25 protein-coding genes and 1 riboswitch are annotated in these 24,318 nt (G+C 41.4%); of the genes, 21 read left to right on the forward strand and 4 right to left on the reverse strand.

The window, feature by feature from the left end; all coding sequences use genetic code 11:
• Positions 1-19: 19 nt before the first annotated feature.
• The 8 genes from Q9Q35_RS02310 (at position 20) to Q9Q35_RS02345 (ending at position 8,249) form a co-directional block, all read left to right on the forward strand.
• A complete protein-coding gene (locus Q9Q35_RS02310; RefSeq protein WP_304651949.1) occupies positions 20-835 on the forward strand; it encodes an alpha/beta hydrolase in 816 nt (271 codons plus the stop codon).
• Between the two features lie 39 nt (positions 836-874).
• Positions 875-1,663, forward strand: a complete 789-nt coding sequence (locus Q9Q35_RS02315) for a tol-pal system YbgF family protein (RefSeq protein ID WP_304651950.1) — start codon at positions 875-877, stop codon at positions 1,661-1,663.
• A gap of 307 nt (positions 1,664-1,970) precedes the next feature.
• Positions 1,971-3,404, forward strand: coding sequence for a PTS sugar transporter subunit IIC (locus Q9Q35_RS02320; RefSeq protein ID WP_304651951.1), 1,434 nt, complete (start codon positions 1,971-1,973; stop codon positions 3,402-3,404).
• A 25-nt stretch (positions 3,405-3,429) separates the two neighbouring features.
• Positions 3,430-3,747 carry a PTS sugar transporter subunit IIB gene (locus tag Q9Q35_RS02325; protein WP_304651952.1) on the forward strand — a complete coding sequence of 106 codons (318 nt, stop codon included), beginning with the start codon at positions 3,430-3,432 and terminating at the stop codon, positions 3,745-3,747.
• Between the two features lie 13 nt (positions 3,748-3,760).
• Positions 3,761-4,084 (forward strand): PTS lactose/cellobiose transporter subunit IIA, encoded by a 324-nt coding sequence (locus tag Q9Q35_RS02330; protein ID WP_304651953.1) that lies wholly within the window; start codon positions 3,761-3,763, stop codon positions 4,082-4,084.
• A gap of 73 nt (positions 4,085-4,157) precedes the next feature.
• The gene (locus Q9Q35_RS02335; protein WP_304651954.1) at positions 4,158-5,030 is read left to right on the forward strand and encodes an ROK family protein; all 873 of its coding nucleotides are present in this window, start codon (positions 4,158-4,160) and stop codon (positions 5,028-5,030) included.
• A gap of 5 nt (positions 5,031-5,035) precedes the next feature.
• Positions 5,036-6,427 carry a glycoside hydrolase family 1 protein gene (locus Q9Q35_RS02340; RefSeq protein ID WP_304651955.1) on the forward strand — a complete coding sequence of 464 codons (1,392 nt, stop codon included), beginning with the start codon at positions 5,036-5,038 and terminating at the stop codon, positions 6,425-6,427.
• 235 nt (positions 6,428-6,662) lie between these two features.
• A complete protein-coding gene (locus tag Q9Q35_RS02345) occupies positions 6,663-8,249 on the forward strand; it encodes an APC family permease (RefSeq protein ID WP_304651956.1) in 1,587 nt (528 codons plus the stop codon).
• A 30-nt stretch (positions 8,250-8,279) separates the two neighbouring features.
• On the opposite strand, the gene Q9Q35_RS02350 is transcribed toward Q9Q35_RS02345, so the two are convergent.
• Complete coding sequence (locus Q9Q35_RS02350; RefSeq protein WP_304651957.1) at positions 8,280-8,921, reverse strand: phosphatase PAP2 family protein; 642 nt, start codon at positions 8,919-8,921, stop codon at positions 8,280-8,282.
• Positions 8,922-9,072: 151 nt separating this feature from the next.
• Between Q9Q35_RS02350 and Q9Q35_RS02355 the strand changes: the two genes are divergently transcribed.
• The 5 genes from Q9Q35_RS02355 (at position 9,073) to Q9Q35_RS02375 (ending at position 12,537) form a co-directional block, all read left to right on the forward strand.
• Positions 9,073-9,252: a hypothetical protein gene (locus Q9Q35_RS02355; protein WP_304651958.1), complete on the forward strand. Its 180-nt coding sequence runs from the start codon at positions 9,073-9,075 to the stop codon at positions 9,250-9,252.
• Between the two features lie 13 nt (positions 9,253-9,265).
• A complete protein-coding gene (locus Q9Q35_RS02360; protein WP_304651959.1) occupies positions 9,266-10,156 on the forward strand; it encodes an RluA family pseudouridine synthase in 891 nt (296 codons plus the stop codon).
• A 90-nt stretch (positions 10,157-10,246) separates the two neighbouring features.
• Entirely contained in the window at positions 10,247-10,894 is a 648-nt protein-coding gene (locus Q9Q35_RS02365) for a metal-dependent transcriptional regulator (protein WP_304651960.1), read from the forward strand.
• 172 nt (positions 10,895-11,066) lie between these two features.
• Positions 11,067-11,267: a cold-shock protein gene (locus tag Q9Q35_RS02370; protein WP_004050761.1), complete on the forward strand. Its 201-nt coding sequence runs from the start codon at positions 11,067-11,069 to the stop codon at positions 11,265-11,267.
• Between the two features lie 88 nt (positions 11,268-11,355).
• Positions 11,356-12,537 (forward strand): MFS transporter, encoded by a 1,182-nt coding sequence (locus Q9Q35_RS02375; protein ID WP_304651961.1) that lies wholly within the window; start codon positions 11,356-11,358, stop codon positions 12,535-12,537.
• A gap of 30 nt (positions 12,538-12,567) precedes the next feature.
• Here Q9Q35_RS02375 and Q9Q35_RS02380 read toward each other — a convergent pair whose 3' ends face one another.
• Genes Q9Q35_RS02380 through Q9Q35_RS02390 form a run of 3 tightly spaced genes read right to left on the reverse strand, consistent with a single transcriptional unit; the run spans position 12,568 to position 14,918 of the window.
• Positions 12,568-13,677 (reverse strand): LCP family protein, encoded by a 1,110-nt coding sequence (locus Q9Q35_RS02380; RefSeq protein ID WP_304651962.1) that lies wholly within the window; start codon positions 13,675-13,677, stop codon positions 12,568-12,570.
• A 22-nt stretch (positions 13,678-13,699) separates the two neighbouring features.
• On the reverse strand, positions 13,700-14,071 hold the full coding sequence (locus tag Q9Q35_RS02385) for a DUF1634 domain-containing protein (RefSeq protein ID WP_304651963.1): 372 nt from the start codon (positions 14,069-14,071) through the stop codon (positions 13,700-13,702).
• A gap of 1 nt (position 14,072) precedes the next feature.
• Positions 14,073-14,918: a sulfite exporter TauE/SafE family protein gene (locus Q9Q35_RS02390; protein ID WP_304651964.1), complete on the reverse strand. Its 846-nt coding sequence runs from the start codon at positions 14,916-14,918 to the stop codon at positions 14,073-14,075.
• A 218-nt stretch (positions 14,919-15,136) separates the two neighbouring features.
• Here Q9Q35_RS02390 and Q9Q35_RS02395 point away from each other — a divergent pair, with 218 nt between their 5' ends.
• The 8 genes from Q9Q35_RS02395 (at position 15,137) to Q9Q35_RS02430 (ending at position 23,837) form a co-directional block, all read left to right on the forward strand.
• Positions 15,137-15,943, forward strand: coding sequence for a zinc ribbon domain-containing protein (locus Q9Q35_RS02395; RefSeq protein WP_304651965.1), 807 nt, complete (start codon positions 15,137-15,139; stop codon positions 15,941-15,943).
• A 64-nt stretch (positions 15,944-16,007) separates the two neighbouring features.
• Complete coding sequence (locus Q9Q35_RS02400) at positions 16,008-16,511, forward strand: GNAT family N-acetyltransferase (protein ID WP_304651966.1); 504 nt, start codon at positions 16,008-16,010, stop codon at positions 16,509-16,511.
• 11 nt (positions 16,512-16,522) lie between these two features.
• Complete coding sequence (locus Q9Q35_RS02405) at positions 16,523-17,053, forward strand: Rrf2 family transcriptional regulator (protein ID WP_304651967.1); 531 nt, start codon at positions 16,523-16,525, stop codon at positions 17,051-17,053.
• 154 nt (positions 17,054-17,207) lie between these two features.
• Positions 17,208-18,887, forward strand: a complete 1,680-nt coding sequence (alsS, locus tag Q9Q35_RS02410) for an acetolactate synthase AlsS (protein ID WP_304651968.1) — start codon at positions 17,208-17,210, stop codon at positions 18,885-18,887.
• A gap of 16 nt (positions 18,888-18,903) precedes the next feature.
• Positions 18,904-19,626 (forward strand): acetolactate decarboxylase, encoded by a 723-nt coding sequence (budA, locus tag Q9Q35_RS02415; RefSeq protein ID WP_304651969.1) that lies wholly within the window; start codon positions 18,904-18,906, stop codon positions 19,624-19,626.
• Between the two features lie 51 nt (positions 19,627-19,677).
• Positions 19,678-19,855, forward strand: a riboswitch (Lysine riboswitch).
• Positions 19,856-19,970: 115 nt separating this feature from the next.
• Positions 19,971-21,455: an amino acid permease gene (locus tag Q9Q35_RS02420; protein WP_304651970.1), complete on the forward strand. Its 1,485-nt coding sequence runs from the start codon at positions 19,971-19,973 to the stop codon at positions 21,453-21,455.
• A gap of 300 nt (positions 21,456-21,755) precedes the next feature.
• Positions 21,756-23,042: a serine--tRNA ligase gene (gene serS, locus Q9Q35_RS02425; RefSeq protein ID WP_304651971.1), complete on the forward strand. Its 1,287-nt coding sequence runs from the start codon at positions 21,756-21,758 to the stop codon at positions 23,040-23,042.
• Between the two features lie 174 nt (positions 23,043-23,216).
• A complete protein-coding gene (locus Q9Q35_RS02430; protein ID WP_304651972.1) occupies positions 23,217-23,837 on the forward strand; it encodes a histidine phosphatase family protein in 621 nt (206 codons plus the stop codon).
• Positions 23,838-24,318 lie beyond the last annotated feature (481 nt).

Below are 24,318 nucleotides of genomic sequence, written 5' to 3' on the forward strand. Positions count from 1 at the left end.
TTTTTTTGAGGTGAATAAAATGAAATTCTTTACAAAGAAAATGACGACACCCCTATCAACAACAGCTACATTGACGGGTTATGTTCCCGATAATTCCCCTGAGATCGACCTTAAACGTAAGCGTCCAGCCGTGATCATCTGTCCTGGTGGAGCTTATCGGATGACAAGTGATCGTGAAGCTGAGGCAGTGGCTTTCAAATTTTTAGGGATGGATCTAGCAGCTTTTGTTTTACGGTACAGCTGTGCCCCAGTGCGTTACCCGGTGGCTTTGCTTGAATTAGCTGAAAGTGTCCGCTATGTGCGTTCGCATGCTAAAAAATTCGATCTTGACCCGGATAAGATCATTATTTTGGGGATGTCTGCTGGTGGGCATTTAGTAGCGAGTTTGGGGACTTTATGGACAAATGGACTTTTTATTGATCATGGTTATGTAAAAGACATGATCAAACCAAATGGGATGATCTTGTGTTATCCCGTGATCACAGCAGGTGAATTTAGCCATAGAGGTTCATTTGATAACTTAGTCGGTGAAGATCTAAAGCTTCGTGAATTCTTATCATTAGAAAAGCGCGTCACAGCCGCTACACCTCCAACATTTATCTGGCATACGGTCGCTGATCAAAGTGTCCCAGTAGAAAATAGTTTATTATTTGCACAAGCTTTGCGTAAACATGATGTCGCTTTTGAAATGCATCTTTATCCATATGGACGTCATGGCCTTAGTCTAGGGACAAAACAAACCGCTAAAAAAGCCAACTATATTGAACCAGCTGTTCAAAGTTGGATCAGTTTAGTTGAAACGTGGCTAGCAGGGGAAAACTTCCAGTCAAAATAGCCGATAAATGCTATAATAAACGGGATAGGAGGCGAAATGATGAAAAGATGGTTATGGTGGACTGTGATCGGCCTTTTTTTAGCGTTCATCTTTGTGGGCTATGGTGTGACTAAAAGAGTTGAGACCGCTAAAAGTTATAAGTCAGCTCTGGAATTGGGGCAAGCCTATGTTAATGATGGCAATTATTCTGCCGCCAAGATCTCCTTTCAAGATGCGTTGAAGAAAAAGCCTAATGCCAAAACGGCTAAGGTCTACCTCGAACAAACTAAATGCTATGAACAAGGGCTCGATCAGATCGAAGATAAACAATACAGCAAAGCCCGGACAAGTTTTCAGCAAGTTGCGTCTAAAAATTTTGGTCTAGGTATTTTGGTCAAGCGAGCTTCTGAAAAGCAGATGGAGCTTAAGGAAGTGATCGCCCAATTAAAGAGTTTTGAACAGATCTATGCTAGAGCTGATTCATTAGCTAAAAACTACGAATATACGTCATCTAATACTCAACTTGCGGTGATCTTAGGTTATGGTAGCATTAAAGACAATTACTATGATGATATTTACCAAAAAGCGCAGGCATTAAAACGCTCAAATGATGCAGAACTACGGGCGTTGGGCTATAATATCCAACCACCCGTGGAAGATGAGTTGAGTGCTGCTCAATTAGCTCAACAAAATAACATTTCAAAAGCTCAACTCAAGCAGGCAAAAGTAGAACTCCAAAAAAATGGAGTCAATGTTACTGATCTAGATGATAAGCAAGTCATCAAAGTGATCTTGCAGGCGCGTGATGAACAAAAATCGGTCTCTGAACTCGCCGAAGAATATAAGTAAGGGTCGTCGTCGGACGGCCTTTTTTGTGCGCTGAATTTCAAGAACACTTTTGAGTATATTGATTGTTATTGATCGGACCTTGTGATATAACAAAATTAGTTAAAATATTTTTTGTAACTCTATTTTTTATTTAGTATATACTTTTTAAGTATATGAGTTGACTAATTCTAAAAGAGAATATATACTAAATGTGTAAAAAGATGATTAAGCGGTTACAAAAAATGTATTTTGCATTTTGGGCGCCCATGATGCGTGTATGCTTTTGTAAACGGTTAATATAAACTAAAAGAATATGGAGATGAAACAGATGGCAGAACAAAAGCAAAGCTCATTTGGGGCATTCATCAATGCTAAGATATTACCTCCGATCATGAAATTTGTGAATACAAAGGCGATCGTAGCCTTAAAAGATGGTATGGTCTATGCTTTACCATTTATCATTATCGGATCGATCTTTTTGATCTTGAATTCCTTCCCGATCCCAGCGGTACAAGAATGGTTCAAAGATATTGGCTGGTCAGTCTTCTTTAACCAAGCATATCAAACAACATTTGCCATTATTTCGATTTGGACAGTAATTGGGATCGCTTATGTGTATGCAAGAAATGAAAAACAAGAAGCTCTACCTTGTGGCCTAACAGCCCTCTCAGTTTTCTTGTTATTACAAAATTTAGTCGTTAACAGTCCCTTAGTTTCAGCAATGGGTAAAGATGGTGCTGGGATCACAAATGCTGCTGGCAAAGTCGTTTATACCGGTACACAAGTTGCTGAACAGATCGATAAGTTACCACAGATCATCCAAAATTATTTGACCTCACCTGTGACTGGTGCGATCAACATGACTTGGTTAGGTGGTCAAGGGATGATCGCAGCGATCATTGTCGGTCTTTTAGTTGGTTGGAGTTATACTGCGATGGCTAAGGCTGGTTGGAAGATCACCTTGCCAGAACAAGTACCAGCTAACGTAGCTAACCAGTTCTCAGCAATGATCCCATCTGGTGTGATCATCACAGTTTCGATGTTGATCTATGCATTCTTTGCTAAAGTGTTCAACACCGATATGTTGCAATGGATCTACGATGTTTTACAAGCTCCTTTGCAAGGGCTTTCTGACTCACTTGGTGGTGCGTTGATCTTAGCCTTCATGGTCGTGTTCTTCTGGTTCTTTGGGGTCCACGGTGGTTTGATCATGGGTGGTATCGGTGGTGCCTTCTTACTACCAAATACTGCTGATAACGCTGCTTTACTGGCTAAGGGCGAATTGACCATGCAAAATGGTGCTCATATCGTAACAAACGAATTTTACAACAACTTTATCAACTTAACTGGTTCTGGGATCACGATCGGGTTGCTTGTCTTTACCTTGACAGCAGCCAAATCAGTCCAATTCAAGTCACTAGGTAAAGTTGAAGCTGTACCAGGTATTTTTAACATCAACGAACCCTTCTTGTTTGGGATCCCGTTGGTCATGAATCCATGGTTAGCGATCCCATTTTTCATGACACCAGTTGTCGTTGCACTTTCGACTTATTTGGTGATCTACTTTGGCTTAGTTCCACCAACTGGGGCTGCTGCACCATGGACGACACCACCGATCATTTCAGGTTTCTTGATCGGGGGCTGGAAGATGGCATTATGGCAAGCGATCGTCTTATTGATCTCAGTTGCGATGTACTGGCCATTTGCTAAGAAGTACGATAAATATCTCTGTCAACAAGAAGCAGCAAATGAAACAAAATAATTATTTAAGAAAAGGATGAATCAAAATGGCTGAAAAAATTATTATGTTAGCCTGCTCAGCAGGTATGTCAACTTCAATGTTAGTTGCAAAAATGCAAGAAGAAGCAAAGGATCGTGGGAAAGACTATGAGATCTTTGCTAAATCAGTAGCTGATATCGATCATCAATTTGAAACTAAAAAGCCAGATGTATTGATGTTAGGACCACAAGTGGCATATATGAAAGCTGATGTCCAAAAGAAATGTGATGCTGCTGGCGTGCCAATGGAAGTTATCAATATGACAGATTATGGCATGATGAACGGTAAAAACGTGCTTGATGAAGCCGAAAAAATTATGGGATAGAGGATAGTGCAAGATGACAGATGAAAGAATGCAGATCGTCATGGGACTGATCATGGCGGGTGGCAATGCGAAAAACTGTGCCGTCGAAGCGATCACGGCTGCTAAAAACGGTGATTTTTCTTTGGCTGAAGAAAAGATCAAAGACGCAAATCAAGCGATCGTGGATGCACATAATGTACAGACTGATATGTTGACCAAAGAAGCTCAAGGTGAACACACTGAGATCGATCTATATATGGTCCACGCACAGGATCATTTGATGACAGGGATCACATTTGTTGATCTAGCAAAAGAGATCATTGCCGTCTACAAACGCTTAGATAAAGCAGGTAAATAATTAAAAAGGTGCGCCAAGCATACAGCGCACCTTTTTTACTAGAGATAAAAGTATATACAATTAGGAGGGTGCCATGGAGAACTTGATCTTGATCGATATTGGTGGCACGACGATCAAATTTGGGTTAAAACAAGGTCCAAATTTAGAAGTTTTGCCAGCAAAGCCAACACCTAAAACGTTAGCCGAATTTTATACTTGCTTGGAAGCTGTCGTTGAGACATTAAAAAAACAATACCCGATAAAAGGAATTGCGATCAGCAGCCCGGGAGCAGTCGACCAAAAAAGCGGTGTGATAAAAGGAGCAAGTGCATTACCCTATATCCACAATTTTAAGATCCAAGCCGAATTGGAAAAGCGTTTTGGCTTACCGGTCAGTTTAGAAAATGATGCCAATTGTGCGGCTTTAGCTGAAATGGTCGATGGAGCGGGCAAAGATGTCAAAGATGCGATCTTTTTAGTGATCGGGACTGGTGTTGGTGGTGCTTTGGTTGAAAATAAACGCATCTGTCACGGTGCCCATCTCTTGGCAGGTGAGGTCGGTTACTTACTGCTCGGACAAGAAATGACTGTCAGTCAAGCAGTTTCGCCCGTTAGTTTAGCCAAGCGCTACAATGCTAAAACAAGACAAAATAGCAGTGGTAAAGAAGTCTTCAAAAAAGCTTTAGCTGGTGATGAGCTAGCTAAAGCCGAAGTCAAGCAAGCAATGCAGACATTAGCGACTTTGATCTATGATCTGCAGTATAGTTTTGACCCAGAGCTTTTCATTATCGGAGGCGCGATCTCGAAAAATGAACAACTTTTACCGATGCTACGCGCACACTTAGCTAAGATCAAAGAACACGTTGAGATCGCTGAAGTATTGCCTGAAATAACAGTTTGCAAATATCATGAGCAGGCAAATCTTTTAGGCGCTGCGATCAATTTTGAACACAAAATGGAGGCATGAAAACGATGTATACATTTCCAAAGAATTTCGTTTGGGGAGCAGCAACATCTGGTCCGCAATCAGAAGGTAATTTTAAAAAACGCCATCAAAATGTTTTTGACTATTGGTATACGCAAGCACCAGATGAATTTTATGCTGGGGTAGGCCCAGATACGACGTCTAATTTTTACAATGATTATGAAAACGATTTAAAGCTGATGCATCAAGCTGGGATCAAAGCTTTACGAACTTCGATCCAATGGAGCCGTTTGATCGCGGACTTTGAAACTTGTGAAGTCGATCCAAAAGGGGCTGACTTTTATAGCCGTGTGATCGATGCCATGTTGGCTAACGATATCACACCATATATCAATTTGTGTCATTTTGATATGCCAGTTGAACTACAGCATAAATACGGTGGCTTTGAGTCTAAGCATGTGACCGATCTCTTTTGTGGCTTTGCCAAGAAGTGTTTTGAACTTTACGGCGATCGGGTCGATCATTGGTTTACTTTTAACGAACCTAAAGTGATCTTAGATGGGGGATATCTCTATCAATTCCACTATCCGCTAAAAGTCGATGGCCCGTTGGCAGTTCAAGTAGCTTACAACTTGAACTTAGCTTCGGCCAAAGCGATCAAGGCTTTCCGTGAACTTTATGGACAAGATGAGTCTAAAAAGATCGGGACGATCCTGAATCTGACACCAGCCTATCCAGCTAGTGATAGTCTGGCTGATAAAGAGGCTGCTGAGTTTGCTGAACTTTGGGCCAATAAGATGTTTTTAGAACCAGCTGTTTTAGGACACTATCCGCAAAAATTAGTTGAGATCTTAGAGCGTGATGGTGTCTTATGGGAACAAACGCCAGCCGAGTTACAGTTATTAAAAGAACAGACCGTTGATGTCTTAGGCGTCAATTTCTATCATCCATTTAGAGTCAAAGCCCCCGCTGTTTCGCCAGACAGCTTACAGCCTTGGATGCCAGATATTTACTTTGATGAGTATGAGATGCCTGGTAGAGTGATGAATGTCGATAAAGGGTGGGAGATCTATCCAGAAGCTTTATACGATATTGCGGTAAATATCCGTGATAACTACCACAATATCGAATGGTTCGTTTCTGAAAATGGGATGGGTGTCTCAGGTGAAGAGCGTTTCATGGATGCAAAAGGGATGGTTTGTGATGATTATCGGATCGAGTTTATGAAAAAGCATCTCAAAGCTTTGCATCGTGGGATAAAGGCAGGTTCTAACTGTCATGGTTATTTTGTTTGGACAGGGATCGATTGTTGGTCGTGGAAGAATGCGTACCGTAATCGCTATGGTTTGATCCGCGATGATATCCATACTCAGATCAAAACATTGAAAAAGTCAGGACACTGGTTCAATGAATTGAGCAACAAGAATAGTTTTGAATAAAGTAAGCCCCTAAGCTAGGTATCATCAGTTTAGGGGTTTTGTGTGTTTGTAGTATTGGCTACGAGTTATGGAGCATATAGTCAGAAAAAGAGTAGTTGAGCTAGCAAGTAGAAAACTCAGTTGTTTTTAATGCATACCAAAGAAAAATTGCGCAACATTCTAATAAATGATAACATAATGATATCCACAAGTGCAAAGTACCACTTTGCACTTGATTTTATTTGAGGTGCAATTCGTGCAAAAAAGAAGTATAAGTTTATTTTCAGCTACTATGTTAGCGCTTAGTTCTTTGATCGGATCGGGCTGGCTTTTTGGCTCAAGTGAGGCGGCTAGTGTGGCTGGTCCAGCGGCTGTTATTTCCTGGGTTATTGGAGCGGTCGTGATCGGGATCGTGGCTTTTAATTACATCGAATTAGGTGTTATGTTGCCTGAAAGTGGAGGAATGAGTCGCTATCCGCAGTATAGCCATGGGCCTTTGGTGGGGTTTATCGCTTCTTGGGCTAATTGGCTATCGTTAGTAGCTTTGATCCCGATCGAAGCAGTCGCTGCAGTCCAATATATGAGTACGTGGCCTTGGAAATGGGCTAATTGGACCAATGATTTTATGCAAAACGGTCAGATCACGGGTAAGGGCTTGATCGTAGTCTTTTTGTTTATGGTCGTCTTTACCTTATTGAACTTTTGGTCAGTCAGTGTTTTAACGCGCTTTACGAATTTGATCTCGGTCTTTAAGATCGCGATCCCCTTATTGACGATCATTTTACTAGTGAGTTCAGGTTTTTATGTAGAAAACTTTGGGAGCACATGGCATGAATTTATGCCAAATGGTTCAAGTCCTGTCTTTGAAGCGACTACAGTTTCGGGGATCATTTTATCGTATAATGCTTTTCAAACGGTGATCAACATTGGAGGTGAGATCAAAGATCCACAAAAAAATATTTTTCGGGCGATCACGATCTCATTAACAGTTGCAACGATCATCTATATCCTGTTACAGATCGCTTATATCGGCGCGATCACTCCAACTCAATTGGCAAAATATGGTTGGAGTGGTTTGAATTTTGATTCGCCTTTTGCTGATATCGCTATCTTACTTGGGATTCATTGGCTAGCTGTCCTCTTGTATTTAGATGCGTTTGTTTCACCTTTTGGCACAGGGGTCTCATTTGCAGCTACTTCAGGTCGAACTTTAGCGGCAATGACTTTGAATCGCCGGATCCCAAAGTGGTTAGGCGAAGTTGATAGTACTTATGGCAATCCACGTTTTGCTTATTTAGCAAATTTTGCAGTGGGTGCTTTGTTAGTTATGGTCTTTCGTGATTGGAGCTTACTAGCCAGTGTGATGGCAACAGCGACCTTGATCGCTTATGCTACTGGACCAGTGACCGTGATGTCATTTCGTAAGCTGCGGCCAAATTATACACGACCAGTGCAGTCTAAATGGATGCCAGTGATCGCACCAGTGACATTTGTGATCGCAAGTTTAGCGATCTATTGGGCAATGTGGCCGACGACAGTTCAAGTTATTTTTGCGATCTTATTGGGCTTACCGTTGTATATGTATTATGATCACAAAAATGGTCAGATCTCATGGAAACACCAGCTAAAAAGTGGTGGCTGGCTCTTAGCGCATTTGGTCTTTTTGTCGGTGATGTCTTATGCAGGGAGCAAAGGTTTTAACGGGCAAGATTGGATCAAATATCCCTATGATTTCTTTATCATAATTGGTGTGAGCCTAGTCTTTTATTATTGGGGCCTAAAAAGTCGCATGCCTGATAGTCCTGATCTGATCGATGCTGATAAATTAAATGCTAGAGTGTAAAAAAGGTTTGGTCGCTCTGACCAAACCTTTTTAAGCTTTCTTTTGGCGCTGATAATTATCAGTGATGATCAAAGAACATTCAAACAAAAAACCGACTAAAAAAATACTTGCGATCGTATCGGTCGGATAGTGAACATGAAGATAGATCCGCGTCAAAGCGATAATGATGATCCAAAGGACCCCAACTATATGCAGTAAAGTTTTTAGCCCCTTTGTTTGGATATGTGGTAAAAATAAAAAGAAGACTAACAATACAAATAGAGCAGTTCCAAAAGTATGACCACTGGGAAAACTATAGCCACTGATCTCAACTAGACGATCACTTGGGCGCATCCGAGCTACAACATTTTTTACGATCCAGTTGATCAAATTGCAACAAACAACAGTACTTAAAGCCCACAATGCATCAGATGTATCATGAAGCAAGTAAACGATCAGGCAAAGCAATAAACAGTAGACAAATGACATCTCTGGTCCACCTAAGAAAGTTATTTTATCGACTAAAGCGGTCATATCCGGAGTAGTTATCGGCAAGAGGAGCTTTTGGATAGCAGTATCAAAGCTAGTGATGAGTGGTGACTTTAGTTTGACCAAAGTTGCTAAAATGATGAAGACCACTAGATAGATCGTTGCATATAAGGGACGGTATTTTTTATAGGTAAGGTGTGTCACAAAAATTCACTTCTCTCGTAATATTAGTAAACTAGTTTACATTTTACTATAAATCAACTTACAATTCATACAAGTGATTGCACCTGATAAGTCTAGTTGGTATAGTAAAGATGTGGATGTGTTATCGCTTTAAAGGCAAGGGGGGACAAAGATGTTGCCTAAACGAAATTATGCTGAAATGATAATTATCTTACTTGGGGTCACTTGGTACTGTTTGGGTAATTTATTAGCACCATTGATCGTTGCACAAGATTTTTGGCTCAAAGCTATGCTATTATTGCTACTTTTTGTGATGATCTTTGACATTTTGATAATGATCTATTGGCGTTAGAAAGAGGGATCAAATGAAAATCACCTGGCAAAAAGAAGATGAAAAACCACAAACGTTGAAACATTTTTTACATAAGCAAGGAGTCAGCCAGCGGTTATATGGCAAGCTTAAAAAAGGACATGGGAGAGTTATGCTTGACGGTAAAATAACTAAACTCACTGTTTTATTGCAAAAACCAACGACAGTGACCCTTGAGTTACCACCAGATGCTAATGAAGAAAATGTTATGGTCAGTTATGGACCAATAAAAGTCGTCTATGAAGATGAATTTTGGTTGGTAGTTGATAAGCCAGCCGGTCTGACGAGTGTTCCTGGTCCAAGTGATCAAAAAGATACGTTGGTCAATCGCGTCAAGGGCTATCTTATCCAACAAAATTCATTGACTAAAGCTCCGCGGATCATTACGCGCTTAGATCGGTTTACTAGTGGCTTAGTCTTGTTTGCTAAGCACAGCTTTGCTCAAGCGCAGATCGCTAGCCAAGTTAGCTCTCATCGAATGGATAAGCGTTATTTTGCCTTAGTTCATGGAAAGGTCAAACAAGAGCATGGCTTTATTGAAGGACCGATCGCTCGTGTTGCTGATGAGATCAGATATCAGATCGATCCTAGTGGGCGTTTTGCTAAAAGTGAATACTGGCTTGAAAAAAGTTCAGCATCAGTATCGCTTGTTCAAGTCAAACTGCACACAGGTAGAACGCATCAGATCCGAGTCCATTTTAGTGAACATGGACATCCGCTTTTAGGAGATCGACTTTACGGTGGAAAATGCGATCTGATCATGCGCCAAGCCTTGCATGCCGGTAAACTGGGTTTTACTGATCCATTTACAGGTAAATATCTAGAATTTTCTAGTTCGCTTCCACAGGATATGCGCTTAGTCATCGCTAAAGAATTTGGAAACTAGCAGTCTGAAAGCCTGTAATTTACCAAAGTTCTGTTATAATAGATAAGTAAGTTCTATTTGGAATAAATAAAGTGTTTCGAGGTACTTGAAATGACACCGAAAAAAGAAGACTATCTAAAAATAATATTTGAATTAGGCGGAAGAGAAAAGAAAGTCTCAAATAAACAGATCGCGATGAGTTTAAATATTGCGGCTGGTTCGGTGACGGAAATGGTCAATAAGCTAGTGAAAGAAGGGCTAGCAACACATGCTCCTTATGCCGGGATCTCTTTGACTGATGAAGGTGTAAAGGTAGCTGAAAAATTGGTTAGACGCCACCGCTTATGGGAGACTTTTTTAGTAGAGAAGCTAAATTATAAGTTACAAGATGTGCATAGTGATGCCGAAGTTTTGGAACATGTGACCAGTGATAACTTGATGGATCATCTGGAAGCATTTTTGGACCATCCTAAATATTGTCCGCATGGTGGGGTGATCCCCGATAAACTCGGACACTATGAAGAAGAAAGTCACTTGACATTATCTGAAGCTAAAGCAGGTGATACGATCACAGTCGATCGTTTTACCGATAATCATGATCTTTTGACTTACTTAGATGACATCGATATTAAGATCGGAGACACTTTAGAGGTGTTGGAACATGCACCGTTTGAAGGCCCGATCCGTTTACGCTTTACCCAAAATGGGCAAGAAACAAGTATTGGTTATAAGGCTGCACATTATATTTTTGTCAAATAAGTCTTTTTAGTATCATTAAAAAAAATCGTGTGCTATAATTATAGTCGTATTTCTGTATAGGCTATTGTGGCTAGGATTTATCTTTGATAACTTTCTCCATTATGCGCTGATTAGAGGAATTACAATATATTTTTAATGTGCCGTGATCGGCGCAAGGAGGAGTTCAATTATTATGGAACAAGGAACAGTTAAATGGTTTAACGCAGATAAAGGTTTTGGCTTTATCACACGCGAAGATGGTAGCGACGTATTCGTACACTTCTCAGCTATCCAAGGTGAAGGCTTCAAGACTTTAGATGAAGGCCAACACGTAACTTTCGATGTTGAAGAAAGCGAACGCGGACCACAAGCTGCTAACGTAGTAAAAGACTAATAAGTGGTCTAAGTAATAAGGCTTAGACTTTTGAATCGAAAAGAGGCTGTCTTGTACGGTCTCTTTTTTGCTATTTTAGGGGGAATTTATGGCTAAAAAGGAATTAAAATTAAGCTGGTTATTATGTGGAAGTTTTATCGTTTCGGTCGGCAGTAGTTTATTGTGGCCACTGACTACGATCTACATGCACAACTATCTTGGCCAAAGTCTGACTACAGCTGGGACAGTGCTCTTTATCAACTCATTAGCGCTGATCGTTGGTAGTTATTTAGGTGGGCAGATGTATGATAAAGATCGTAAAAATGCCCGTCGTTGGTTGCTAGGAGCGATCTTTTTATCGACGTTAGCAGTCTTTTTATTGATCTTTTTCAATGGCTGGCCTATATTTGCGGTGTTATTACTTTTGGATAACTTTGGTGGGGGGATCGCGATCACGATCGAAAACTCATTAGCCACTGGGATCAAAGAAAAAAGCTCACGCCAAGTTTTTAATATGTTATATTTCATGCAAAATGTCGGTGTCGTGATCGGAACGTTACTGGTTGGAATGCTCGTCGAGATAAGTATCGAATGGATCTTTATCATCAACTTTATCTTATTTGCTTTCTTTTGGCTCGTGGTCTACCGTCATTATTATGTGCCAAAAGCAGCATTGGTCAAAGAACAGGTGGCTAAAAAAGGTCATGATAAGACGCCACTGCGCTATGTCTGGGTCATCTTGGCGATCTTAATTCTCTTTTTTGCGATCGAGACCGGATATTCGCAATGGCAGAGCAATTTGTCGATCTACATGGAATCATTGGGGATCTCTGTTAAGAGTTATGGCTTCTTGTGGACGATCAATGGGCTCGTGATCGTTTGTGGTCAGCCGATACTAAATAAGCTATTGGATGATATTTTAAAGATAAAGCTGATCTATAAGCTTTATTTAGGGTCAGCCCTATTTGTCCTTGGCTTTTTTACATTATTATTTGCTACCGATTATCCACACTTTATCTTAACGATGGTGATCGTGACTTTGGGAGAGATCTTGACTTTTCCAACGATCCCAGCTGTTGTTGATAACTTGAGTACTTTAAGTGAAAAGGGCAAATATCAAGGCGCAGTCAGTGTTTTTGCCGCTTTAGGTCGGGCGATCGGCCCCTTAGCTGGTGGCTTGATCGTGGATAATTCATCGTATAACATGTTATTTACTGTGATGATAGCTTTAATGGGGATCGCAACGCTCTTTGTGATCGTGGTAGCTCAGTTCAATTTAGTTAAAAAATAAGCCCTCACCAGATCTTGGTGAGAGCTTATTTTAATTACTTTCAATGTCGATCTGGGCAGAATCTGAAAGGGTATTACCAGTCGAAGCTTGTTTTAAGTCGAGAGCTGAGCGTAAGAGATCGGTGATCCGTTGTTTTTCTTCTGTTGTGGGAACTTCGAATGATTCACCGTTGATCATTTGCCCTTGTCCGCGTAAGCTGTCGGTTTGCATGTCGTGAGTGGCAACGCGATATTTACTACCTAAGATCACGAGATCATCAAAACTTAGATCAGTCACCATTTGTTTTGAGATCGTGGAAAGGAATTTTTCATTGATCAAGTTAGTCAGGTCTGCACCTTTAAACGCAACTTGCGTCAAGACCTGGCGTTGCCGCGCTTGCCGGCCATAATCACCGTCAGGGTCATCATAGCGCATGCGTACGTAGGCTAAGGCGCGTTTACCGTTCATATGGGTCTTTTTGCCCTTTTCAAAGCTTTGTCCATCATAGCTAAACGTTAGCAGTGGGTCGACATCGACGCCTCCAACAGCATTGATCAGTTTTTCCAAACCGCCCATATTGATCGTAGCGTAAAAATCGATCGGGATGTTGAGATATTTTTGGACGGTTTTAACAGCTGTGGCTGAACCACCGTATTCATAGGCGGCATTTAGTTTGCTGGGGAAGTATTCTTCATGGCCAAAGACAGCTACTTCAGTGTCACGGGGCAGGCTGACCACGGTCATTTTCTTTTTTTCAGGATTCAGCACGGCTATGATCATTGTGTCGGTCCGACCTTTGAAAGTCCGTCCCAAAGCACCAGTATCAGTCCCCATTAAAAGGACCGAGATCGGGTGACCATCTTTTAGGGTCGAATTCACATCACGAGCTTTTGTGATATTTGAAGAATTATAGATCGAATCAGCTGCTTTTTTGGCGCTAGTATATTTTTGATAAGCATAGCGTCCGCCAAAGATCAGTGCGACCACAATGACTAATAGTGTCCAAAAGAAACATCCCCGGCGCTTGGAACTAGAGTTTGCGTGGCGTTGTTTTCTAGCTTTGTGTGATTTTTGATAATGATAAGTTTCACGGCGACTGGGGATCGCAGCGCTGGATCTAGTGGAGCGGTCATCAGGGTGATTTTTATCGTTGCTTGGCATAAAATTAGTCCTTTCTTTAAAATCAATGGTGGCCTACGATAACGCTAATGATCAAGATCAATAAGACCAAACTGGTTATTTTGACATAAAGCATATCTTTTTCTTGGTAAAATGCATAGATCGAGATCACCACGCGTAAAACAGGAGTCAAGATCAAAAGATAGATCCCAGCCATCATATAAGCATACGCTTTAAAACTTATGAGTCCTTGCCAGATCGCAGGTAAAGTAGTTGGAAAGCTCGTATCAGGATAACCGCTGTGGCCTGTGATCAAAAACATAGCAAAGCCTAAGATCATTACGGCAGCTGAGAATAAGACGCCGATACGCATTATTTTACCGATCACGATCTCGACGGCTAACATTTCTTTTCGTGTAGAGTTATTTTTTGACATTTTAAATCGTCACCCCAAATCCTTTAAGAATCATTTGTAACCCTAAGTAAAGTAGGATCGGGATAAAGATCAGGCGAATGATCTTTGAAGGTAAGATCTGCATGATCCGAGTCCCGATCGTTGAACCACCTAAGATCCCTAAGGCTAAAGGAACGGCTAGATCAGGTCTGATCGAACCATTAAAGAAGTAGACCGTTGCACTAGCCGCAGCCGTAACGCCCATCATTAAGTTGCTGGTAGCACTTGAAGGCTTGAGTGGCATCTTCATTGCTCCATCCATTGCCATGACTTTAAAGGCACCTGAGCCGATCCCAAGCATCCCAGATGCTAGACCTGCTCCAAGCATGATCAAGAAACCACCGGGGACGTTTTCTACTTGATAATCGATCTGCTGTTTAGTGTTTTTATCATAATAAGAGCTATTAAGATTGAATTTATCGGCCCATTTATCGGCCTTGACTTGTTGTAAGACTTCTTGGCCACTTCGTATTTTACGGTACATGTTCCAGCTAGAGAAGACCAACAGACTGCCAAAAAGAACATATAAGATCATCGGATCAAAGGCTCCAGTCAATAAGGCTCCGATGATCGCTCCGATCGTAGTTGCGATCTCAAGAAACATCGCGACTCGTAAGTTCAACACATCATCTTTTAGAAAAGCGATCGTTGAACCAGAACTGGTGGCGATGACAGCGATGATACTAGCACCGATCGCATATTTGATATCAAGACCCATCGCAAGAGTGACGATCGGGGTAACGATCATTCCACCGCCGATTCCGAGAATAGATCCCATGATACCGGCAAAAATACCGACACCGAGCATAAGTAATGCTGTATGTAGCATATTAAAACTACCCCTTTATCTATTTAAAATACTAAACATATTAATTTTAGCAAATTATCACAGTATAAATTTTAATAATTTATTAAAGTATGTTCGTGAATCATTATAACAAGGGTAAGGCTCTACTCAAAGCGATTTAAAGGTTTAAGACTATTAGCCCCGTTAAAAGAATTTACGTTATAATAGTAAAAACAAGTAACGAAAGGATGCAAAAAATTATGGTTTATTGTCAACGCTGTGGTCGCAAGATCGATGAAGCACGCATGCATTGTCCTTATTGCGGTGTCTTACAGGAACGTGAGCTAGATGGTGAGAAAAAAACTTGTCGCAAGTGCGAAGAAAAGATCCCCGTCAATTCCAACTATTGTCCTTATTGTGGTCATGATCAAGCGATCTTTGAGTACCGTGAGACGCCAAGAGAAACTGAGGAAAAGAAAGCTGAGGCCACGCCCGAGCCTAAGCTTGAAAAAGATGCACAGAATCTAGCTGAATTAGTTGATCAGATCAGAGCGGAAAATGAAAAATATCTGGCTAAAAGGCAAGCTAAAGCCAAAGTTGCACAAGAAAACCGGACTTTTGGGAAAAATGAGAATCCCGAGCCTAACTTGATCGCATCTACTAAATTGATGTTACGTGACACGTTTAGAACTGATAAACGGATGGGCCGAGCCGATTTTTGGTGGGGCTATTTAGGGGTCACGATGCTGACGGTCTTGTTGACGTTCCCACTTGCATTTATTGTCCAAATTTGGCAGTTAGTGGCACCGGATTCTGCAATGCTGGCAATGGAGATCATGGTTTATTTTTTGATGTGTTTTTACATTTTAGAAATGTTTACTGGTTTGATCCGTCGTTTTCGGGATGCTGAGATCCCTGTGCTCTATGTTGTTTTAGCTTTAACAGTAGTTGGTGAGATCATTTGCTTATTTTTAGCAACGCGCCCACAAAAAGTGACGAATTTGGACTACACCTTTGAAGCGCGGAGCAAAAAGCGACAAAATGATCAAAATAAACCGGGTAGATGATGGTAATTAAAGTAAGGCAAGCGTATAATTTAGATAATGAATGTCGCCAAACGAGGTGGGTGCGATGCTAGAGACAAGGCGCCTTTTGTTGAGAAACTTTGATCCATTAGATGCAGCCGATGTTTTAGAATACACTAGTCAAAAACAAGTGGCCAAAGATGCGGGCTTTATGCCGTGTGATACATTGATGCAGGCGCTATTTTTTGGGAAAATGTTACAAAGTAAAAAGCAATTTGTGATCGAACTCAAAGAACAGCAAAAAGTCATTGGCAATATCGGTCTATATGAAGCTTCTGCCCACCAAGCTGGACTGGTCTTTGAGGTAGGTTACGTGCTAAATCAGAATTATTGGCATAAAGGCTATATGACCGAAGCGCTTAGAGCACTTAGCCAGCTCGCCCAAAGCAAAGGTGCGGTCGGACTAGAAGCACGAGTCGCCAAGCGAAATCAAGCATCGATCAAATTACTAGAGCGCTGTGGTTTTGAAGTCATCGAAAAATATGTTGTCAATGAGTGGTTCGTTGTCCAAGAAAATCGTTCACAATTGTTATTTTATAAGCAACTATAGGGGGTGAAAATATGCAGTTAAAGCGAGGGTTTGAACAATCAGTTTGTATTTTAGCGTTGCTAGCGACGCAAGAACAAGATATTCCCTTATCCTCAACTGTGATCCACGCCCGACTCAAAGGCTCACAGACCTATCTTCGTAAATTGATGCGTAAATTGGTCGTTGGTGGTTTAGTGACTTCAGCTTCAGGTAATAATGGTGGCTTTAGATTAGCTCGTGACCCAGCCAAGATCAACTTAGCGCAGATCGTTGAAGTAGTCGAAGGGCCGCTTGTATCTTATCCAAGTACTGATCTATTCAATGCGGTCTTTTCGGATTTTAAGCCCCTGGCTAAAGAAGGTAGTAGTGCGATCCAACGAGCTTTTGCCGTGGCAGATGCACTTTGGATAAACCACTTATCCCAGGTCACGATCTATCAATTGCTATGTGAGACTTTTAACACTAAGATGATTCCTCGGATCGATTGGAATCATTTGGGCGGTGGCGACCCCGACCAGATCGAAGCCTTGGTCAAGAAGATAAAAAATAGTTTGAAATTATGAGCTAAACGCGTACGGGTGTTCCCGACGCGTTTTTTGTTTATCTGAAATAACGCTTAATACTTTGACTTGCACTCTACTTGAAAATAAATTGTGTTATGTATATAGTTATAGTTAGAAATGAGAAAACGTTTAAATCGAGTAGGGGGAATTAAGTGTGTCGGAAAAAGAATATTATGGCGCGGATGCGATCGTTGATAGTTTGATCAATCATGATGTTAAATTTGTTTTTGGGATCCCGGGAGCTAAGATCGACCGGGTTTTTGAATTGCTCGAACATCCTAAAGATCCACGTACACCAAAATTTGTTTTGACGCGTCATGAGCAAAATGCGGCTTTCATGGCTGCGGGTGTAGGGCGGATCACAGGTAAACCTGGGGTCGTGATCGCAACGTCAGGTCCAGGAGCTTCCAACTTGGCTACTGGTTTGGTAACTGCTACAGCGGAAGGTGATCCTGTTTTAGCGATCGCTGGTCAAGTACAACGAACAGACCTTTTGCGCTTGACGCACCAAAGCATGAAAAATGCAGCTTTGTTTGAACCGATCACGAAGTACAGTGCTGAAGTCCAAGAACCAGAAAATGTTTCAGAAGTGATCGCCAATGCTTACCAAGAAGCTGAAGCCTCTAAGCAAGGCGCAAGTTTTGTTTCAGTACCACAAGACGTGACAGACGGTAAGGTGAAGACCAGTGTGATCGAGCCACTTGAAGCACCAAAATTGGGACCAGCTAGTCCGATCGAATCGACTTTACTCTCCCAACGTATCAAAGCAGCCAAGCTACCAGTACTTTTGTTAGGTATGCGGGCTTCTGATCCTGAAACAACAGATGCGATCCGCCGTTTGATCGCTGCGACACATTTACCAGTGGTCGAAACTTTCCAAGGTGCTGGGATCATCCCACGGGAATTGGAAGATGACTTCTTTGGTCGGGTCGGCCTATTTAGAAATCAACCTGGGGACCAATTGCTCAAGAAAAGTGACCTTGTGATCGCGATCGGATATGATCCTATCGAATATGAACCACGTAACTGGAATTCTGATCGCAGTGCCAATATCGTAGTTATCGATTCGATGCGAGCTGAGATCGATAAGAATTATCAACCAGAACGTGAATTAGTTGGTGACATTTCCCAAACATTAGATTTCTTGTTGCCATACATGAAGGGCTACTCAGTCCCAGAAGGATCAAAGGCTTACTTGGATTCGTTGCGTAAGACTTTGCAAAAACGTGATGTTCCGCCTGAAGTTACAAAAGATCAAGTTCAAAGTCATCCATTGAGTATCATCCAAGCTTTACAAGATCGGGTCACAGATGAAATGACCGTGACAGTCGACGTTGGTAGTTTCTATATTTGGATGGCACGTCACTTTAGAAGCTATGAACCACGCCACTTACTCTTTAGTAACGGGATGCAAACATTAGGGGTGGCTTTACCGTGGGCGATCTCAGCGGCTTTGGTCCGTCCTGATACAAAAGTGGTCTCTGTTTCAGGTGATGGTGGTTTCTTGTTTTCATCACAAGACTTGGAAACTGCAGTCCGGTTGAATTTAAATATCGTACACATCATTTGGAATGATGGTAACTACGATATGGTCAAATTCCAAGAAGAGATGAAATATGGCAAGTCTGCTGCTGTCAAATTTGGTCCAGTCGATTTTGTGAAATATGCAGAAAGTTTTGGCGCTAAGGGTTATCGTGTCAACAAAGCCTCTGAATTAGAAGAAGTATTAGATAAGGCCTTCAAAGAACAGGGACCAACGATCGTGGACGTACCGGTCGATTACAGTTTCAACCAAGAGCTAGGTAAGACGATCTTGGAAGACCAATTACATTGATCGAGGTAGAGGATATATGGAAAAATATGAAAGTCGAGTCTATCAACACGGGACCTTAGGGATGTTAGTTCCTGGTCTATTTGAAGGTACATTGACAGTAGCAAAACTGTTAGAGCATGGTGATCTTGGGATCGGGACTGCTAGTGGGCTAGATGGTGAAATGGTCTTATTAGACCACACACCTTATTTGGTCCAAAGTACAGGTGAGGTCCGCGTCTTAAAGCCAGAAGAAAAAGTTCCTTTTGCTACGGTCCACTTTGACCAAGCAAAAGATACGTTTATGGCTAGAGCTTTGACACAAAAGCAGTTGGGTGAACAGATCTTGGCTGATTATCCGTACAAAAATCTGTTCTTTGCAGTTAAGATCACGGGACGCTTCAACAAAGTCAAAACGCGCGCTGTTGCAAAGCAAACACGCCCTTATAAGACATTGACGCAAGTGGCTGATGAGCAGGCCTTGTTTGATGCTGAAGCGATCACTGGCACGGTCATCGGCTATTTTGCGCCAGAAATGTTTCAAGGGATGGCAGCAGCCGGCTATCACTTGCATTTCTTAGCCGACGATAGATCAATGGGAGGCCACTTACTTGATTTTGAAATAGAGAAAGCTACGGTCCAATTACAGCCGTTTGCTACGATCGAACAACATTTCCCAGTGGCAGATCAAGAATTTTTAGATAAAGATTTAGCGATCGCGGATCTACATGCTCAGATAAAGCAAGCTGAGGGACAAAATTAAAGATATGGCTTGCAATTAGATCGCATCCAAGTTAAAATTGGAAATTGAAAACGTCGAAGAAGAGGTCGCAAAAACCATCAGTAGCTAGGTGGAGTTGATAAAGCAACGCTAAAACCTAGTGAAAGGGGAATTTGCCGAAGCCGGGCAAACTTTATTTTGTCTAGGCTGGGGCCCGGTTTAAGAGATCGGGAACTGTCGTAGTTATAAACTACGGAGCGCTATCGAGATGAGTGGCAGTTTGCTACAAGAATGAATTGATAGATTATCAAAGCGCACTTTCGATGTCTCGGAGGTGCGCTTTTTATATGCTTGCACGACTTCTCTAAAAAATAGGAGGAATTTTCATGGCAGAGAAGAACACAATGAAGCGATCATTGAAGACAAGACATTTGTCGATGATCGCACTTGGTGGTAGTATCGGAACTGGTTTATTTGTGGCCAGTGGATCAGCGATCTCGACCGCTGGACCTGGGGGCGCTTTAGTGGCGTATCTAGGGATCGGTCTGATGGTCTACTTTTTGATGACATCATTAGGGGAAATGGCAACTTATCTTCCCGTGACAGGTTCGTTTGCGACTTATGCGCGCCGCTTTGTTGATCCAGCATTTGGTTTTGCGATGGGATGGAATTATTGGTTCAACTGGGCGATCACATTAGCGGTCGATATCTCGACAGTTGCATTAGTTTTGAAATTTTGGTTCCCACATGTTCCAGCTTGGGTCTTTAGTTTATCAGCGTTACTACTCATCTTTTTGATCAATGCCTTATCAGTTAAATCTTTTGGGGAAGCTGAATACTGGATGGCTTTGATAAAAGTTGTGACAGTTATTGTCTTTTTAGCAGTTGGTTTATTGACGATCTTTGGTATTCTAGGTGGGCATGCAACTTACTTAGAAAACTTCACTAAAGGCGATGCACCATTTGTTGGGGGGATCCCAACGATCTTGAGCGTCTTTGTTGTGGCTGGGTTCTCGTTTCAAGGGACTGAATTGATCGGGATCACAGCGGGTGAGACTAAAGATCCTGAAAAGAGTTTACCAAAAGCGATCAAACAAGTCTTTTGGCGGATCTTGCTTTTTTATATCCTTTCGATCTTTGTGATCGCCTGCATCATTCCTTATACTAGTCCAAACTTATTAGGTTCTGAAGCAAGTGATATCGCGATCAGTCCATTTACCTTGGTCTTTAAGCGAGCAGGACTTGCCTCAGCTGCTTCGGTGATGAATGCTGTTATTTTGACGTCGGTCTTATCGGCTGCTAACTCAGGGATGTATGCTTCGACTCGGATGTTGTTTGCTTTAGGTGTCGATGGGGATGCACCGAAGATGTTTGCGCGGGTCAACTCACGTGGGATCCCGATCTTTGCTTTGATCGGGACGACGATCATTGGGTTGTTGACCTTTTTAGCAAGTATCTTTGGTAACCAAGTTTATACTTTCTTAGTAAGTGCCAGTGGTTTGACTGGTTTTATCGCTTGGATCGGGATCGCAGTCTCACATTATCGTTTCCGCCGTGCTTTCAAAGCGCAAGGGCATGATCTAAGTGAGTTGAAATACAAGGCTAAGTGGTTCCCATTTGGTCCGATCTTAGCTTTGATCTTGTGTATCTTAGTCATCATCGGTCAAGATATCCAATCATTCAAGGACTTTAACTGGCAAGCGATCGGGGTCTCTTATATGTCAGTTCCATTGTTCATCATCTTGTATGCTTACTATAAGATCAAATATAAGACTAAAGTTATTCCATTGGATAAAGTGGATCTGACCCCACATGATATTTCCAAAGAAAAAATAGAAACGCAAGAAAAAATCGATGAAAGTCTAGAATAGGCTTGCTATTTTACAAAATAAATATTATGATACTGGTATAAATAATCGAAACATCTGAGTTCGCCATAAGTAGGCATGACAGAGACATGGTGGTTGCTGCAAACCATGACGCCGAAACTCCAGCGTGACCTTGTATGGGCGGGTAATGCCGCACGGGAAAACCGTTATTTGTATGTGAGTGCGACGTTATGTCGAACTTGGGTGGTACCGCGAAAAGAGTCTTTTCGTCCCAATTTAGGGGATGGAAAGGCTCTTTTTTTCGATTAGATAAAATTATTAGCTAAATTAGGGGGCAATAGTATGTTAGATATTAAAATGATCCGTCAAAATCCAGATGATATCAAGGCGCGTTTAGCAACACGTGGTGTGGAAGCTGAAACGATCGATACATTATTGGCAAAAGATAAAGAACGCCGTGAACTTTTGGTGAGATCAGAATCCTTGAAGCAAAAGCGTAATGAAGTATCCGAAGCGATCGCGCAAGCTAAGCGTAACAAAGAAGATGCGACTGAAGCGATCACAGCAATGCGTGAAGTCGGTGGTCAGATCAAGCAACTCGATGCGCAATTAGCCGAAGTTGAAGAGCTCGTTCATGATATGGCTGCGCGCTTACCAAACTTGCCTAACGAAACGATCCCAGTCGGTCCTGATGAAGATTACAACGTTGAATTGCGTAAAGTGGGGACTCCACGTAAATTTGATTTTGAACCTAAAGCTCACTGGGATATCGGTGAAGATCTAGGTATCTTAGATTTTGAACGTGGAGCTAAAGTTTCTGGTGCGCGTTTTGTTTACTACAAAGGTTGGGGTGCTCGTTTGGAACGTGCAGTCTATAACTTTATGTTGGATGAACACGCTAAGGAAGGCTATACTGAAGTTTTACCACCATATATCGTAAATGCAAAGACGATGTATGGTACGGGGCAATTCCCTAAGTTCAAAGAAGATGTTTACCAAGTAAATGGTGAAGATATGACTTTGATCCCAACTGCGGAAGTTCCATTGACTAACTATTACCGTGATGAAGTTATCCCAACAGACCAATTGCCAGTCTACTTTACAGCTTTGACACCAAGCTTTCGTTCCGAAGCTGGTAGTGCAGGGCGTGATACGCGTGGCCTTATTCGGATGCATCAATTCAATAAAGTTGAAATGGTCAAGTTCTCTAAGCCAGAAGAATCATATAACGAATTAGAAAAAATGACCCAAAATGCCGGCGATATCATGGAAAAATTGGGCTTACCATACCATGTGATCACTTTATCAACAGGCGATATGGGCTTTAGTGCAGCTATGACACACGACCTTGAAGTTTGGATGCCTGCACAAGATACTTATCGTGAGATCTCAAGTTGTTCTAACTGTGAAGATTTCCAAGCACGACGCGCACATATCCAATACCGTGATGAAAATGGCAAATTGCAATTCGTGCATACTCTAAATGGTTCAGGTCTAGCTGTTGGTCGGACAGTAGCTGCTATTTTGGAAAATTACCAAAATGAAGACGGTTCAGTTACGATCCCTGAAGCTTTGCGTCCATATATGGGTGGTTTAGAAAAGATCACAAAAGATGATCCAAAAGCATAATTATTAAGATGCTCGTGCGATAATGTGGCAGTGTTGCATGAACGATAAGGGACCTATCATGATTTTATATCGTGATGGGTCCTTTGTTGTATTGTCGAACATGTTATAGAAGTTGCACGAATAAATCGAATAGCGTAAAATGTAACAAGTGTTTTTTGAAGGGATGTATAGGAGATGACAACTTTTTATTTGGTACGCCACGGTAAAACTGAGTACAATCGTGATGGCCGTTTGCAAGGTGCTGTACATGATTCACCATTATTGCCTCAAAGCATAGCCGATGCAAAGCGAACTGGTAAAGCTTTAGCTGATATCGATTTTGTAGCGGCTTTTTCCAGTCCGCAAAAGCGAGCTTTAGATACTGGTAAAAATATCGTAGCTCAATTTAAGACGCCATTACAGTTTGAGACTTTTGATGATCTAAGAGAATTTGATTTTGGGATCTGGGATGGTGATCTAGCGGCTAAACATCAAGCTGACCCTATTTGGCAGACATTTTTGAATGATCCGCTCAATTTTGATGGTAGTGCGATCAAGGCGGAAAACTATCCTGAATTAGCAAAACGTGTAAAAAGAGCTTTGACTCAGATCGCTGAGCGTTATCCTAAAGGTAATGTCTTAGTGACGGCACATGCGTTAGTGATAACATTTGGCGTTAAACATCTTTTAGGAAAAGATCTCAATACCATTCGCCGTGAAGGATTAGTTGCTAATACGTCGGTAACAGTTTTAGAAGCCAAAGATCAGTCGATATTTGAACTTCAAAAATGGAATGATACAACGCACTTAAAATAAATTTAAAAAAGTTGTTGACGTTGGCAGTAAGACTTGGTAATATATTATTTGTCGTTGAGATGACGACAGCAACTTAAAAAAAGTTATTGACATTGAGTTGTTGATAATGATAAGATATAAAAGTTGTTGTTGAAATCAACGATAATAAAAAACAAAATATTTATTGACAAATCATTTGATGGTTTGGTAAGATAAATAAGTCGCCTAGAAATGATGGTTAAATAATTATTTAAAAATAATTATTGACATCGATTCTGCGAGATGATATAATAAAGAAGTTGTTGCTAAACAGCTGATTTATAAAAAGTAGATCTTTGAAAACTGAACAAAGTTTCGATAAGCAAATGTGCAGGGTCTCTTACCTAAGTGATAAGAGCAATAAACATTTTGCGAAGTCAATTCGCTAGTAAAAATAAAGAGTCACAAACTTTAAATTGAGAGTTTGATCCTGGCTCAGGATGAACGCTGGCGGCGTGCCTAA

Origin of the sequence: uncultured Ligilactobacillus sp. (assembly GCF_948826705.1) — a bacterium.
Taxonomy (GTDB): domain Bacteria; phylum Bacillota; class Bacilli; order Lactobacillales; family Lactobacillaceae; genus Ligilactobacillus.